This window comes from Methanimicrococcus stummii (assembly GCF_032594435.1).
In the GTDB taxonomy this organism is placed as follows: domain Archaea; phylum Halobacteriota; class Methanosarcinia; order Methanosarcinales; family Methanosarcinaceae; genus Methanimicrococcus; species Methanimicrococcus stummii.
The window spans coordinates 694,203-709,574 of sequence record NZ_CP131062.1 but is presented as its reverse complement, the minus strand read 5'-3'; the positions used below and the strand labels follow the sequence as shown (position 1 = coordinate 709,574).

General features: G+C 45.1%; 14 protein-coding genes and 1 tRNA gene. 11 read left to right on the top strand and 4 right to left on the bottom strand.

Translation table 11 applies throughout. The annotated features are described in order from the left end of the window. Nucleotide 1 precedes the first annotated feature (1 nt). The 5 genes from MmiEs2_RS03465 to MmiEs2_RS03445 all read left to right on the top strand — a co-directional run bounded on the left by MmiEs2_RS03465 (nucleotide 2) and on the right by MmiEs2_RS03445 (nucleotide 6,239). A complete protein-coding gene (locus tag MmiEs2_RS03465; protein ID WP_316560041.1) occupies nucleotides 2-1,795 on the top strand; it encodes a nickel-dependent hydrogenase large subunit in 1,794 nt (597 codons plus the stop codon). Nucleotides 1,796-1,808: 13 nt separating this feature from the next. After that, nucleotides 1,809-2,570, top strand: coding sequence for a cytochrome B (locus MmiEs2_RS03460; protein WP_316560040.1), 762 nt, complete (start codon nucleotides 1,809-1,811; stop codon nucleotides 2,568-2,570). A 436-nt stretch (nucleotides 2,571-3,006) separates the two neighbouring features. Then, nucleotides 3,007-3,561, top strand: a complete 555-nt coding sequence (locus MmiEs2_RS03455) for a hydrogenase maturation protease (RefSeq protein ID WP_316560039.1) — start codon at nucleotides 3,007-3,009, stop codon at nucleotides 3,559-3,561. A gap of 51 nt (nucleotides 3,562-3,612) precedes the next feature. Then, nucleotides 3,613-6,063 carry a carbamoyltransferase HypF gene (hypF, locus tag MmiEs2_RS03450; protein WP_316560038.1) on the top strand — a complete coding sequence of 817 codons (2,451 nt, stop codon included), beginning with the start codon at nucleotides 3,613-3,615 and terminating at the stop codon, nucleotides 6,061-6,063. A 93-nt stretch (nucleotides 6,064-6,156) separates the two neighbouring features. Continuing rightward, nucleotides 6,157-6,239 (top strand) — tRNA-Leu (locus MmiEs2_RS03445). 153 nt (nucleotides 6,240-6,392) lie between these two features. Here MmiEs2_RS03445 and MmiEs2_RS03440 read toward each other — a convergent pair. Further along, nucleotides 6,393-6,839: a low molecular weight protein arginine phosphatase gene (locus MmiEs2_RS03440; RefSeq protein ID WP_316560037.1), complete on the bottom strand. Its 447-nt coding sequence runs from the start codon at nucleotides 6,837-6,839 to the stop codon at nucleotides 6,393-6,395. 126 nt (nucleotides 6,840-6,965) lie between these two features. Between MmiEs2_RS03440 and MmiEs2_RS03435 the strand changes: the two genes are divergently transcribed. The 4 genes from MmiEs2_RS03435 (at nucleotide 6,966) to MmiEs2_RS03420 (ending at nucleotide 10,796) form a co-directional block, all read left to right on the top strand. Continuing rightward, on the top strand, nucleotides 6,966-7,475 hold the full coding sequence (locus MmiEs2_RS03435) for a type IV pilin domain-containing protein (RefSeq protein WP_316560036.1): 510 nt from the start codon (nucleotides 6,966-6,968) through the stop codon (nucleotides 7,473-7,475). Between the two features lie 309 nt (nucleotides 7,476-7,784). Next, complete coding sequence (locus MmiEs2_RS03430) at nucleotides 7,785-8,765, top strand: cation diffusion facilitator family transporter (RefSeq protein WP_316560035.1); 981 nt, start codon at nucleotides 7,785-7,787, stop codon at nucleotides 8,763-8,765. Between the two features lie 258 nt (nucleotides 8,766-9,023). Continuing rightward, nucleotides 9,024-10,286, top strand: coding sequence for a 3-isopropylmalate dehydratase large subunit (locus tag MmiEs2_RS03425; protein ID WP_316560034.1), 1,263 nt, complete (start codon nucleotides 9,024-9,026; stop codon nucleotides 10,284-10,286). Beyond that, nucleotides 10,287-10,796 carry a 3-isopropylmalate dehydratase small subunit gene (locus MmiEs2_RS03420; RefSeq protein WP_316560033.1) on the top strand — a complete coding sequence of 170 codons (510 nt, stop codon included), beginning with the start codon at nucleotides 10,287-10,289 and terminating at the stop codon, nucleotides 10,794-10,796. It abuts the gene before it with no gap. 204 nt (nucleotides 10,797-11,000) lie between these two features. Here MmiEs2_RS03420 and MmiEs2_RS03415 read toward each other — a convergent pair whose 3' ends face one another. Both MmiEs2_RS03415 and MmiEs2_RS03410 read right to left on the bottom strand, forming a co-directional pair. Further along, complete coding sequence (locus MmiEs2_RS03415) at nucleotides 11,001-11,228, bottom strand: hypothetical protein (RefSeq protein WP_316560032.1); 228 nt, start codon at nucleotides 11,226-11,228, stop codon at nucleotides 11,001-11,003. Nucleotides 11,229-11,380: 152 nt separating this feature from the next. Beyond that, nucleotides 11,381-12,886: a catalase gene (locus MmiEs2_RS03410; protein WP_316560031.1), complete on the bottom strand. Its 1,506-nt coding sequence runs from the start codon at nucleotides 12,884-12,886 to the stop codon at nucleotides 11,381-11,383. Between the two features lie 243 nt (nucleotides 12,887-13,129). Here MmiEs2_RS03410 and MmiEs2_RS03405 point away from each other — a divergent pair, with 243 nt between their 5' ends. Continuing rightward, nucleotides 13,130-13,738, top strand: a complete 609-nt coding sequence (locus MmiEs2_RS03405; RefSeq protein WP_316560030.1) for a DUF367 family protein — start codon at nucleotides 13,130-13,132, stop codon at nucleotides 13,736-13,738. 86 nt (nucleotides 13,739-13,824) lie between these two features. Continuing rightward, the gene (locus MmiEs2_RS03400) at nucleotides 13,825-14,001 is read left to right on the top strand and encodes a hypothetical protein (RefSeq protein WP_316560029.1); all 177 of its coding nucleotides are present in this window, start codon (nucleotides 13,825-13,827) and stop codon (nucleotides 13,999-14,001) included. A gap of 111 nt (nucleotides 14,002-14,112) precedes the next feature. Here the strand turns inward: MmiEs2_RS03400 and MmiEs2_RS03395 are convergent, their stop codons facing one another. Then, the gene (locus MmiEs2_RS03395) at nucleotides 14,113-15,348 is read right to left on the bottom strand and encodes a DUF373 family protein (protein WP_316560028.1); all 1,236 of its coding nucleotides are present in this window, start codon (nucleotides 15,346-15,348) and stop codon (nucleotides 14,113-14,115) included. Nucleotides 15,349-15,372 lie beyond the last annotated feature (24 nt).

The window sequence follows — 15,372 nt, the reverse complement described above, 5'->3', positions numbered from 1 at the left end:
AATGGTTAAAGTTACAGTTGATCCCTTAACAAGAATTGAAGGTCACATGAGAGTGTCCGCTGAAGTCGACAGCAACGGTATCATCACCTCCGCGCAGAGCGGCGGTATGCTTTTCCGCGGTTTTGAACGCATGCTCCAGGGCAAAGACCCGAGAGACGCGTCCCTTCACGTTGCAAGAATCTGCGGCGTTTGCCCGATTTCTCACTCCATGACCGCAACAAACGCGCTTGATGATTTGTATCAGGTCGCAGAAAGCGTTCCGAAGAACGGTCTTGCCGTCAGAAACTTTATTCAGGCCGCAAACACCGTTGCAAGTCACGCAACACACATCTACATTTTATTCGGTCCCGACTTGGCAAACCCGAGATACAGAGACGTTTTAACCGGCTCAACTCTCGGCCTTGGCGCAACCGGCGAAGCTGTTTGGAAAGAACTCCTCGGCAGATTCGCGCCGCTCACCTACAAGATTGACGGTAAACCGGTTCCGGTCGGTACAAGCTACTTAAACGCAATTCCCGAGAAAAAGAGACTCCAGGAAGCAATCGCCCTTTTCGGCGGTAAAATGCCCCACCAGGCTGTTACCGTTGCCGGCGGTGTCACCTGTACGCCCGACCTCGGCGAAATTTCAAAAGCAGCTGCAATCTACTTAAAAGTCATGGAATTCGTCCAGAACTACACGCTCGGTGTCGATCTTGACACATGGGTCGAAAACACCCACTACGCAAAATCACCCGACGCAGCCGTTAAATTCGTCATTGACCACCTTTCCGGTTTAATTGACAAATCCGGCAGCGATTTCTCCAGAGAAAAAGGCTGGAAAGACGTTGAATTCTATGCAGCATTCGGTTCCGAACTTGTCGGTGAAAAACTTCTCGGTCTTCCGGCCAGCTTAAGACACGACAAACTCGGCGGCTACAGCGACGCAAGCAAGATGTGCTTCATGTCTTACGGTGAGTTTTATGACAGCACCAAAGACGGTTACACGCCTTCAAGCCCGACAGGCGAGCGTTTCTTGACATCCGGTATCGTTCGCGCAAGCAACTTGAAATTCGAAGACTTGGACACAACCAAGATTTCCGAAAGCATTGAATGCGCCTTCTATGAAGACGACACCCCGTCCAGACACCCGTATGACGGAACCACTGTCCCGATTTCCGATGCAAGCAAGATTAACCTTGAAGCAGGACCCAAAGACAAATACAGCTGGTTAAAAGCACCGCGTTACGACGGCATTGCCGCAGAAGTCGGTCCGCTTGCCAGAATGATTGTCGCACAGGACCCGTTGGTCACCGGTCTCGCGAAAGCATTCGCAGACAACGGCATGTCCCCGGCAAACGTTTACACCAGAATGCTTGCCCGCATGCAGGAAACCGCAGTCATTGCGCACAAGATTGTTGACTTCCTCAATGATATCGACCCCGGACAGCCTTTTGCAACACCGCTCGACATGAGAGCCGCAAAAGACAACAGAGGTATGGGTATCTGGGAAGCACCCAGAGGCGCGCTCGGTCACTGGATCTCCGCTGACAAATCCGGTAAAACCAAGAACTATCAGGCAATCGTTCCGAGTACCTGGAACTTAGGACCCCGCGACGAAAACGGAATTCCGAGCCCGATCGAACAAGCTCTTGTCGGCAACGCGATTTCAGGCGTTGACAACATCGGCGGCGCAGATTACACAAACCCTGTCGCCATTCTCCACGTCGGCCGTTCCTACGACCCGTGTATTGCTTGTGCCGTTCACACAATTGACGCAACAGGAAAGAATGCACCGAGAGACTACGAATTATTCTGAGGAGGTTTTCTAAATGTCAAACGCACAGAAAACCAAATCCGTAGAACGATACAACTGGGTTGAGCGCTGGACGCACACGTTTCACGCCATCGCCATGCTGACCTTAATCTTTACGGGCCTTGCCATTTACTTCGGCTGGGGAGAGATTATCTCGTTCCATAATGCGCGCATTTTGCACATGATTATGGTTCCTGTCTTGATTTTGACCAACTGGTGTTTAGTTCCGTACGGAATTCTTTCCCACGGCTGGCAGGAAGGCGGCGTCAAAGGCATTATCAAGCACTTCTACTACAGTTACATCTTCAACAAAGAAGACTACTATCGTTTGAAGGGCATGGTTCTCAATTTCTTCGGAAAACAAGAGAAGTATCCTGAATTTACGGTCTACAACGAAGCCACCGGCCACTACAAGACAAAACTTCACCCGATGTTTAAAATTTTCATCGTCGTTGAAGGTATGTGTATCTTCTTGATCTTCATTACCGGAATCGTCCTTTACAAGGTCGACTGGAACATTGTCGGAATTCCGATCGCTCACTGGCTGACGATCATTTTCGGCTGGATTTCACCGATTCTGAACATGAACGGTCTTGAATTCGCTCGCTGGCTCCACTTGGCGCTCACGTACTTCTTTATCTTTGAATTGATTTGCCACGCGTTCATTTTGGAATTTGATACCAAAGTGTTCAAGTACTGGAGATCGATTTTCATCGACGGTAAAGAATATTTGGACAGCCCGGTTGTTCAGGTCATCGACGAAGAAGAACATCATTAAAAATCTAAATGAAAAGGAAAATCTAAGGAAACCCTCTGTTTCCTTTTCTTTTTACTTTTTTTTGTTTTATTTCATTTTTCTTTATTTCATTTTAATTTCTTTTGTTGTTTTATTTTGTTTTATTTTATTAATTCTCAATAAAACGGGGAGCATTTTTCGTATATTTTAAAACGGGAGACGCTTTTTTCATATATTTTTTAAAAACGGAGCAGCTCGCGCGCGGCAGACGCGCCGGCATCGGCAAGACAGCAGCGGCAAATAGAAACGGTAAGGTAGCAGCGGCAAACTCAAACAGAGACAGCGCAGTAAACCAAATCCAAACAAAATATTATTTCACTTTTTCGATTTTTCAGATTTAGAAGACCTTTTATAGAATATTGTTAATCTCATTTCAAATTGAAATTTTAATACAAAAATTAAATCGGCAGGTAATTTTATGGCGCTTACAAAAACAATTCGGATTATGGGCTGCGGCAATTTATGGATGGGCGATGACGGTGTCGGCATTCATGCCGTTGAAAAAATGACCGAGATGAAAGATAAACTGGAAGGCGGCGTGGCTTTGTCCGATCCGTTCTTTTCCGGAATGCCTGTCGATGCGCTTCCTTATCTTGCCGACGTTGATATTATGGATGCCGGCGTTTCGGGTTTGGATATGCTTTGTTTTTTGGAAGGCTTTGATAAAATTATCATTATCGACGCGCTGAAAAGTGATCAAAATCTCGGCGCGATTTTAAGAATTAAAGGCGAAGATCTTCTCGACGGCGAAGGTGTCGGTAAAATGATGTCGTCACACGATGTTTCTGTTCCGACGGTTCTCGGAATCGCGCGTGAAGTTCAAGGATTGCCGGAAATCATTGTTTACGGCGTTGAAATTCAAAAACATCCGGATGAAGTGAATTTAACAACCGAAATGAGCCCGGAAGTCACGGCGGCGATTGATCGTTTAATTCCTTTGGTTCTCAAGGAAATTCAAAAAGATGCGGCTTAAAATTCAAATTATTAGTTTTTAAAATCGTTTATTTGTTTTTCAGGAGTTTCTATGCAGCCGGCGGTTTACAACAGAATTTTGATAAAAGGCGTCGTTCAAGGTGTCGGTTTTCGTCCTTTTGTTTACCGAACGGCGGTTTTAAATCATATTTCGGGATCTGTTATCAATTTGGGAAATATGGTTCAAATTTTGGCAGCGGGCAGTGCCGAAAATATGAATTCTTTTTTATCGGATTTGAAATCAAAAAATCCGCCGCTTTCTGAAATTGATGAAACGGATATTTTCAATTTGTCGGTTTCGGAAATTAATCCAGCCGATTTTGACGGTTTTTCCATTTTAGAAAGCGCCGAAGGCGCATCCGGAAATTCGATTATTCCGCCGGATACCGCCGTTTGTTCGGACTGTTTGTCCGATATTTTTTCAACCGAAAACCGCAGACACATGTATCCGTTTACGGTGTGTACCAATTGCGGTCCGCGGTATACGACAGTTAAAAAACTGCCTTACGACCGCAAAAACACGGTGATGGACGATTTTCCGCTTTGCAGTGAGTGTTTGAAAGAATATGCCGATGTCAATGACCGCCGCTACCATGCGCAGCCGGTTTGCTGCCCGAAATGCGGCCCGATTCATACGTTTGAAAAATCCGTTTCCGGCCCGTCCGCCGTGTTTCGTTCTTTTGATGAAATTGATAATTCTGCTCAAAGAGAAACAATTGTTCTTGCAAGCGGAAATGAAGCTTTAAAAAACGCGGCGAAAGCAATCGATGACGGTTTTATTGTCGCGCTCAAAGGGGACGGCGGGTTTCATCTCGTTTGCGATGCTTTTAATGAAAACGCCGTCCGTCTTTTGCGCGAGCGTTTGAACAGACCGGCGCAGCCGTTTGCCGTCATGGCTCGAAATGCGGATTTCGCGTCCGATCATGTTCAAATTCAAAAAGATGGCGGCGAACTTTCACTTCTTGAAAACATACGCCGCCCGATTGTTGTCTTTAATAAATCAAATTCCTACGCGCTTGCGCCGTCGGTTTCGCCGAAACTTCATAATCTCGGTGTTATGATTCCGTATTCGGCGGCGCACTATGTTTTATTTAATTATTTGAAAACAAACATTCTTGTCATGACTTCCGCCAATCTTCCGGGTTTGCCGATGGTGATTGACAATGACGACGCGTTTTTCAAACTGGCGCACGTCGCGGATTATTTCTTATTCCATAACCGCGTGATTCAAAACAGAACCGATGACACCGTCATTCGTTTTGTCAACAGCGCGCCGATTTTTCTGCGCCGCTCACGCGGCTTCGTTCCCGAAAAAATTCGCCTGCCTTTTTCAAATTCAAAAGAAATCGCAGGCGTCGGTGCTGAAATGAATAACACGCTTTCATTCGCAAAAGACGGCAACGTATTTTTATCGCAATATATCGGAAACACAAAACATATTCAAACGGCGGCGTATCACGCCGAGGCTTTTGAAACGCTTCAAAAATTGACGGGCATTCGGCCCGAAATTGTCGCTTGCGACATGCATCCCGATTTTAATACGACGCATTTTGCAAAAGAATACGTTGCTCGCGAAAACACCGCTTTGCTTCCGATTCAGCATCATCACGCGCATATTTGTTCCGTGATGGCGGACAACGGTCTTTCGATCGATTCCGAAGTGATCGGAATCGCGCTTGACGGCGTCGGCTACGGCGACGATCAAACAGTTTGGGGCGGTGAGATTTTGAAATGCGGTTACGCGGATTATGAACGCCTTTCCTCGCTGATGCCGCAGCCGATGGCAGGCGGCGACTTGGCAACCAAATATCCGGCGCGGTTGGTTTTCGGCATGCTTTATCCTTATCTTTCAGATGGAACGCTTTCGGAAGAGGACTTACTGTCGCTGAATCTTTTCCTTCCGCGCGGCGCGGAAGAAGCGAAAGTTGTTTTGTCGCAATTGAAAAACAATTTCAATGTCGCGCTTTCGAGCAGTTCCGGCCGTGTTTTGGACGCCGCTTCCGCGCTGCTCGGTTTTTGCAATGAGCGGACTTTTGACGGCGAACCGGCAATGATTTTGGAATCCGCCGCTTATTACGGTTTATTTGAAAAACCCGATTTGGATTTCTTTAAATTAAATTCAAAAACCGTTGAAATCGGCGGTTTCAATCGAGCCGTTTTGGATACAAGCGCGCTTCTTTTCGATCTTTATTCCGAAATCGCCGCAGAATCGAAATTTTCAAAAAATGAATTGGCGGCAATGTTTATTCACGCTTTTGCCGAAGGAATCGGCCGTTTGGTTTTGAAACATGTTTCTAAAACCGGAATTCGTATTGTTTGCGTTTCAGGCGGCGTTGCCAACAATGATTACATTGTTTCTGTTTTGGCGAATACATTGAAAACAAACGGCGTTGATTTATTGGTTCATCAAAACCTGCCGCCGGGTGACGGCTGTATTTCCCACGGCCAAGTTGCATCGGCTGCGGCGCGATTATTGATGAATAAAAATGAACTTCGGGAATAAGCTTTAAATATAATTGTTATGATTATACGGTTGCTTTATTGTATTTTCTGCTTATGAAAAATAAAATCCTGTCACTCTCTTTAAACTCATTTTGCGAGGGTTGTCGAGTGGTCAAAGGCGCCGGACTTAAGATCCGGTTCCGAAGGGATTCGTGGGTTCAACTCCCACCCCTCGCATTTTTGTTATTTTCGGACACCCTTGCAGAAATATTTCAAAATTGTTGTTAGGAATGACAATTTTATAAAACTGCAAAATAAAACAAACAACCATTTTCGTGATGTCACGAAAATGGTCGAACTGGAATTATTTTATGTTTATTTGTAACCGTTTCACACTATTGATTTATTTTTCACTTTTTCAATAATCTTTTCAATCAAAATTTCCAATTCATCCGCGCATTCCAGATATTCTTCAACAGATTTCCCGTATGGGTCGCTGATATCTTCATTACTGCCGTCGGCAAATTCACAAATTGTGTACAATCTTTTTTCTGTATTTGGAATAATTGCTTCCAGCGCGGTTTTATGCTCTTTTGTCATTGTTAAAATCAAATCCGCATCCCATAATATTTCAGAATCGGCGCGCCGGGATTTGTGATTTGATAAATCTGCGCCTTTTTCAGCCGCGGCTAAGATTGCTTTTTTAGAGGCCGTATCGCCTTCATACGCCCACGTTCCGCAGCTGGAAACATCCAAATTCGGCTCTTTTTTTCTCATAATTGCTTCAGCCATCGCGCTTCTGCATATGTTTCCCGTACATACGAATACGATTTTCATTTTTAACCTCGGTTTTTTATCATTTTATCATTTTGCTTTTCATTTTTATTATTTCATATTTCATAACATTTCGGATTATTTAAAAACATTTATCCGATTCCGTTTCTTTTTTGATTCGGTGTTTTAATGAGTTCAAAATCTAAATTCAAATCATTCAATTTTCTCTCCGACAACCGCGGTATTTCTCCTGTTGTCGGTGTTTTGCTTCTCTTGGCAATTACCGTTGTCATGGCCGGCTACTTGGCAACCGAAGTGCTCAGCTACGAATTTCAAACGCCGTCTCAGCCGGTCAGCTTAAGCGCGCGCGTTGAAACGGTCACTGTCGGCAGTACCGATTACGCTGTCATTCGGCTGGAACATACGGGAGGCGCGCCGCTTCAAATGTCAAATATTCGCGTTTTATTCAATCAATCGGAAGTCGATTTGTCCTATTATTCGAACGAAAACTTTTGGATCGGTACTTCCATCGCGGTTTGCGGCATCGGAAACAATAATATGGCGGTTTTGTCTTATCCGGTTTCAGGAAGCACGAAAAAACCGTCTCAAAATGTTTTGAAATCCGGCGAGTCTGCTGAATTAATTGTCATTGACGTGTCCAACAATCAAATCCTTTACAAAAAAGTGGTTTATGGATGATGATTTTAATTTTCATCCTTTTGTTTTTATTTTTTGAAAAACAATGTTTGTTTTTTAATATTTGTTAAAAATGGTGCGATTCGCGCGCGCGGCAGTGGTGCAGCAGCAGCACGGTGACACAGCGGCTCAAATCCGCACAAAAATCGCGGCTTTTCGGCAGTCTTAAAATTATTCATTTTATTCAAAATCTTTGACAAAAATCAAAATCATTCTGTTCGTTTTTTAAATACTACAACGGCGTTTTATTAAATAAGGCGTTTTGATATTTTTGGTATTTTTACCGTTTATGAAAGCGTGGGGGTTATTATTTTGACAGAAACGGAAAATCAAAAAGCTGTGTCTCAAAACCCGTTTCAAACGGCAGCAGACAAATCAAAGGCAGGTGTCCGCGTAACGGTTATCGGAATGCTTGTCAACATTTTGCTAACGATTATTAAAATCGGCGCAGGTATTCTCGGCGGCAGCGCAGCGTTGGTTGCCGACGGTGTTCATTCTCTTTCCGATTTGCTGAGCGATTTCGTTGTTATTTTCAGCATCCGCGTTTCTGCAAAACCCGAAGACGAATCTCATAATTTCGGACATAAAAAAATTGAAAGCTTAGCCTCCGTTACTGTCGGTTTTATGCTTCTTCTCGCAGGCGCGATGATTTTGTACGAAGGCGCCGGCTCAATTTACGAGTTCATACAAGGCATTCCGATTGAAAAGCCGGCGATGATTGCTTTTTATGTGGCGATAATTTCTATTCTTTGTAAAGAATTGCTTTATCAATACACCCACCGCATCGCAAAAAAATTGGACAGCGACATGATTGAAGTCAACGCCTGGCACCACCGAACAGATGCGTTTTCATCGGTCGGCGTTGCAGCCGGTATCGGCGTCGCGATTTTGCTCGGCGACCAATGGGCGATTATTGATCCGATTATGGCTGTCATTTTGGCGTTTTATATTCTTTACATTGCCGTCAAAATCATTTACAACAGCACGAATGATTTAATGGACGCATCGCTCAGTCCCGAAATTAATGATGAAATCAAAACGATTATCGTTGATTGCGCCGGCGTTTTGAACATGCATTCTTTGAAAACGCGAAAACTCGGCAGCTCCAAAGCAATTGACATGCATATTATGGTCGACCCGGATTTGACGGTGAATGAAGCGGCCGCAATTCAAAAGGAAGTCGAAAAATGTTTGAAAGACAGGTTCGGTGCCGACACATATGTGATTATTAAAATTGAGCCGTTTTTGGATCGAAAAGCGGATCGTGAAAAGCATATTTCAGAAGGGCTTTGATTTTTTTTGGTGGCTGCCGCGACGACTGCCGCGCGCAAGCCGCTTGATTTTTTTGAAATACAAAAAATCCGACCCGATTTTATTGCAAATTCAATAAAACCGGAAAATACATGAAAAATAAGCTCTGTCTCGTCTTTTCCAATACTATTTTATATTTAAAGTCAATTGACTTATCCAAAACAGAGATATTTTCATTCGGGAGCTTTTCTGCCTTCCGTTTTCTTTTTATCTGTTATTCTTTTTGAAATGTGATTGATTATGGCACAAAAACCGCAAACTTTAGCTGAAAAAATAATCAGCGGCCGTGCCGGCAAAGATGTTTATGCCGGCGACATCACACTTGTGGATGTGGATGTGACCGCTGTTCAGGACGGAACGGGACCGCTCGCGGTTCAGCAGCTTGAAAAGATGAATTTGGTTCAGGCGGCAAACCCTGACAGAACCGTTTTGTTCATCGACCACGCCGCGCCCAGTCCGCAGAAGGACCTGTCCAACGCGCACGTGATTCTCAGAACGTTTTCCAAAAAAACAGGCGCGCACCTCTCCGAAGCCGGCGAAGGCGTCTGCCACCAGCGTTTGGTTGAAACATACGTGAATCCGGGAGACGTTCTCATCGGCGCCGATTCCCACACCTGCACCTCCGGCGCGCTCGGCGCCTTCTCAACCGGCATGGGTTCAACCGACGTCGCCGTCGGAATCGCGCTCGGCAAAACCTGGTTCCGCGTTCCCGAAACTTTCCTCGTCAACGTGACCGGCGAATTCCAAAAAGGCGTTTACGCCAAAGACTTGATTCTTCATCTCATCGGCCTCATCGGCGCCGACGGCGCAACGTACAAAGCGCTTGAATTCCGCGGCGAAACCGTTGAAAAAATGACCATGTCTCAGAGATTTACGCTTGCCAACATGGCTGTCGAAGCCGGCGCGAAAGCAGGTCTTTTTGAAACCGACGCAACCACCAAAGCGTATCTCGAAGAACGCGGCCGCGGCGATAAATTCAAAGAAATCAAAGTCGACGAAGGCGCGGAATACGAACGCGTGATTGACATTGACGTTTCCAAGCTTGAGCCGACGATTTCAAAACCGCACACTGTTGACAACACGGCAACTGTCGGCGAAGTCGCGGGAACCAAAATCGATCAAGTCTTTATCGGCACCTGTACAAACGGCAGAATCGATGACCTCGAAATTGCCGCGAAGATTTTAGACGGCAAAGTCAGACACCCTGACACGCGCTTGATTATCGTTCCGGCATCCAAGGAAATCTATTTGGAAGCCGTTCAGAAGGGCTACATTGAAACATTTATCAAAGCCGGCGCAATCATCATGGCGCCGGGCTGCGGTCCGTGTGTCGGTGTTCACGAAGGCGCGCTTGCCGACGGTGAAGCATGTCTTGCAACGCAGAACCGAAATTTCCAGGGCAGAATGGGCAACACGGAAGGCTTCATTTATTTGGGATCTCCGGCCGTTGCCGCAGCAACTGCGATTGCCGGTGTCATTGCAGACCCGCGCGAGGTGATTTAAATGGCAGAAACAGTTTACAACGGCAAAGCTTTCAAATTCGGTGATGACATCAGCACCGACCACATTGCGCCCGGCCGTTTGTTCCATCTGAGAACAAACCTCCCCGAACTCGCCAAACACGTTTTGGAAGACGCGGACCCCGAGTTCGCTCAAAAAGTTCAGAAAGGCGACTTCGTTGTTGCCGGAAACAATTTCGGTCTCGGCTCTTCTCGTGAACACGCGCCGACGATCATTAAAATGGCAGGCGTGAGCGCGGTTCTCGCGAAATCCTTCGCTCGCATTTTCTACAGAAACGCGATCAACGTCGGTTTACCGGTTTTGATTTGCGACACCGATCAGATTGACGAAGGCGATCAATTGGAAGTTGACCTTGCCGGCGGCATCATTAAAGACGTCACAAAAGGCATTGAATTGACTTTCTCACCGCTTCCCGACGCGATGATCACAATTCTCAACGACGGCGGCCTTGTCGCGCACATTGAGAAAAATAAAGGATTTAAATTTGATTAATTTTGGAAAAGCCCGATTCGGGTTTTTCATTTTCTTTTTTTAACGGCATATCCGGATCGATTTGTTTTTTTGAAAAAATTGTGTTCATTTTTCGTTTGATTATTTGAAAAACGAAGTGTTTGATTTTCATTTGATTATGAAAAATGAAATCGTTGGTTTATCATTTGATTATTTGAAAAACGAAATGATTGGTTTATCATTTGATTATTTGAAAAATCGGGCGTGTCGCGCGCGGCGGCAGCTGCTGCCGGCTGCGAGCTGCAGGGCAGCACGGCAAACCGAAACCTGTCGGTAGCAGCGGCAAACAGAAACCTGGCGGTAGCAGCGGCAAACGGAAACCTGATTGAAACGGCGGCCACGTTCGCGAAGCGAACGGATGTGATAAGAAAGAGCAAATGCAAACAGCAGTACAAGCGGCGCAGAATTGGACACAAATAAAAACAACAAAAAAAAGAAAAATTAAAGAAAAATTGAGAAAATTAAAAAAATTGAGAAATTAAAGAAAAATCGAGAATTAAACAAAAATAAAATTGAATAATTAAAGCCAAAAAGCAGCTTTAATCATTCTTTTCACCTTTTAAATTTCAGACTTTAATTTGCTTCAAATCGGTCACATTCAGATTCTTTTCAACCAAATGCCATTCGATTCCCATCGCATCGGCAACGCCTTTACCGTAATCCGGATTGGCGCGGTAACAATTAACCGCGTGGCGAACTTTTGTTTGAAGCGTTGCGCCATCAATGTTTCGAGCCGTGTTTTCAAAGAGCAGTTTTTGCTTATCCGGCGTCATCAAACGGAACAATTTTCCGGGCTGCGTGTAGTAATCGCTGTCGTCCTCACGGAAATTCCAATTGTCGGCAGCGCCTGTCAGTTCAAGTGCAGGTGCTTTAAATTCCGGCTGCTCTTCCCACTCGCCGTAGCTGTTGGGTTCGTAGCCGAGCGTGCTTCCGTAATTGCCGTCAACGCGCATCTGTCCGTCACGGTGGTAAGCGTGGTAGCCGAAACGCGGTTTATTGACCGGAATCTGGTAATGATTGACGCCGAGTCTGTAACGCTGCGCATCGCCGTATGAAAACAAACGCCCTTGAAGCATTTTATCCGGCGAGAAACCGATTCCCGGAACAACGTGCGCCGGATTGAAAGCCGCTTGCTCGACATCGGCGAAATAATTGTCCGGATTCCTATTCAATTCCATGACACCGACTTCGATGAGCGGAAATTCGCCGTGATACCACACTTTTGTCAAATCAAACGGATTGTACGGCATTTCCTTTGCCTGCGCTTCCGTCATCACTTGAATAAACATGGTCCAGCGCGGGAATTCTCTCTTTTCAATGCTTTCGTACAAATCGCGCTGGTGGCTTTCACGATCCATGCCGACAGTTTTGCAGGCTTCCTCGTCGGAAATATTTTTGATGCCCTGCTGCGTTGTCAAATGGAATTTCACCCAAACGCGTTCATTTTTATCGTTTATCATGCTGTAAGCGTGACTTGAAAAGCCGTGCATATGTCTGTAAGAACACGGAATGCCGCGGTCACTCATCGTAATTGTCACCTGATGAAGCGTTTCCGGCAGAAGCGTCCACCAGTCCCAGTTGTTTTTCGGGCTTCTCAAATTCGTTCTCGGATCGCGTTTCACAACGTGGTTCAAATCCGGGAATTTCAACGGGTCGCGAATGAAGAAAACGGGGGTGTTGTTGCCGACAAGATCCCAGTTTCCGTCTTCCGTATAGAATTTCATGGCAAAGCCGCGAATGTCACGCTCGGCATCCGCTGCGCCGCGCTCTCCGGCAACGGTTGAGAAGCGGACAAACATTTCCGTTTGTTTGCCGATTTCGGAGAAAATCTTGGCTTTCGTGTATTTTGTGATGTCATGCGTCACCGTAAATGTGCCAAACGCGCCGGATCCTTTGGCGTGCATGCGTCTTTCGGGAATGACTTCGCGATCGAAGTGCGCCATTTTTTCAAGGTACCAAACATCCTGCAAAAGCACCGGACCGCGCGGACCTGCTGTCGCGATGTTGTTGTTGTCGGCAACGGGGGCGCCGTTGACAGACGTTAGTTTTTGTGAGTGCGGTTGATTTGTCATTTCTTTTGTTTCCTGATTTTTCGTATTCAAAACGAACACCTCTTTTGAATCAATTGATTTAATTAATTTTATAATAGTGTTTTACGTGTATAAATATATTCGTATAATATATTTTTAATTCATTGGTATTTTCATTTTAAACTGTTTGGTTTTAATTTTTGTTTTTTTGATTTTTGATTTTTAACAGCTGAAATCAAAAAGAATAAAAAGAAAACATGCTTTATGAAATCAAAAGGGGATTGTATGGAATACGGCAGAACAGAACGATACGGCAAACAGGCAAACTTTTCAAACGCGGCGGCAAAATCAGATGCGCCTCCGGCGGCGCAAAAAGATGTTCGCCTCTATCTTTATTACGCCAATCAATGCGATCCGAAAAAATGCAGCGGTGTCAAACTTTCCAAATTTGATTTGGCGCGCAAGTATGAAAATATCAATGAAACGCCGCGCGGCGCGATTTTAATGGATCCGACGGCCGAGCAGGCGCTTTCTCGCGCCGATAATTTGAAAAAAGGGATTATTGTTTTGGATTGTTCTTGGGAGCATGCGGAAGAAATGTTTCCACTGCTTGAAAAATTTGATTTACAGAGGCGCGCGCTTCCCTACCTTTTGGCGGCAAATCCGGTTAATTTCGGCCGCCCGTTTCGTTTAAATTCCGCGGAAGCATTTGCGGCCGCGCTTTATATTATGGGTCGAAAAGAACAGGCGGAAAAAGTGATGTCCAAATTCAATTGGGGCCATTCTTTTATTGAACTTAACGAAGAGCCGCTGAATGATTACGCGGCGGCGAAAAACAGTACGGAAGTCGTGGAAGCTCAAAGTTATTACATTGATTTTGACGAAGACGAATAAAACCGTCGTTCGTTTTTCTTTTTGTTTTACAGATTTCTGTTGCAGTTTTTTGTTATTTATGTTTGCTGCCTACCTGCTGAGTGTGTTTGCTGTTGCTACCTTACGGTTTGCATTTGCACATGCATCTGCTTTTTTTCATAACAGCCGTTCGCTTCGCGAACGTGGCACGGCTACCTTATTGTTTCCGTTTTGCTTGCTGTCTTGCTGCTGCGCCTGCCGCGGCAGCGCCGCCGCGCGCGAGCTGCATCATTTTTCTGAAATGACACAAAAAATGAGTCTCATTTTATTGAAAATAAAATCAAAATGCGCAACGGTTTTATTGAAATAAAATAAAAAAAGTTTAAAGAAGTTAAAAAAGTAAAAAAAATTAGAAATTACTCTTTTCCGCTTCGAATTCCGATTTTGATTTTCACCGGTTCGGAAACGTTTTCTTCATCTTCGTCTTCCAAATCATCTTCGTCTCTGACAGTAATTGTCTTTTCCGGCTTTTTTGTTTCCGGTTTTTCCGGCTTTTTTTCTTCGGGCTCAAGTTCTTCTTTCTTTTGGTTCGCGGAGAAATAAATGCCGACAAGCGCGATGATGACTGCTAAAACAACGCTGTAAACGAAATACGCGACCGGGAACACATAACCGGTTTCAGATAATGTGAGTGACAAAGCGTAGCTGCCGGCGCTCCAGAACAAAAGCGTTCCGGAAAGCACGAAAAGCATCTCGATAATCAAATCCTGATATTCTTGTTTCGCGTAAATTCTGTCAAAGATCTTTCCGAGAAGATAAACAAACAGGGATCCGGCGTACCAAAGAACCACATTTTTTATGAACAGGGAAATCAGCGACGCGAATCCGTAATAGCTGATGTTGGAAAATCCGGTGATGTTCCAAATGCTGATTGCGCCGGTAATCGTTCCGATCACGAAAAGAAGGACGGATGCGATTGTTGTCACGAACGAAAGCTGATGCGAGTGGAATGATTTTTTCAATTCCGTCCAGCTGAGAATCAATTTGTCGTTGAGCGAGTAGGCGCGAAGAATCATGTAAAAACCGACAACAAGGAACGTTCCGATGATGGCCCACTGCGGATTGCTTGTCGCCATCGCCAAAGCGTAAATGATAAGCGCGAGACCGATCGGGACGAAAAACGTTTGAAGCAGTTTCGGATCTTTTAAGAAGTTTTTAATCATGTAATACGTGCTTTCTAAATTTTCGCTCTGCATGACAACGATTCTTTGAACCGAATCGACTTTGACACGGGATTGAACCAGCGGAATTAAAGATTCGTCTTCTGCGCCGTCGGATACGAAAACCGCGCTTTTGACATCTTGATTCGCTAAAAATTCGTCAAGCTGGTCGGCAATTTTTTTATCCGAAATCGTGCCGACGTTTTTATCGCCTGCGAATGAAACGATTTCGGCGTCAACGCCGAGGCTTCGAAGTTCGTCTAAAATTCGGATGCCGCCAAAAATTGTGTTTGTGTCGGAATCTTCGGGGTCAACCGTCGCCAAGCTGACGGCTGCGGCAATATTGGCGCCGCGCCCGACGACCGGCGTGATGACTTTTGCTTTTTCTCCGAGATCGTTGTCCCGGTCAATACAAACAACAAGCGTATCCATTTTATTTTCAATCCTGGTTGAAAC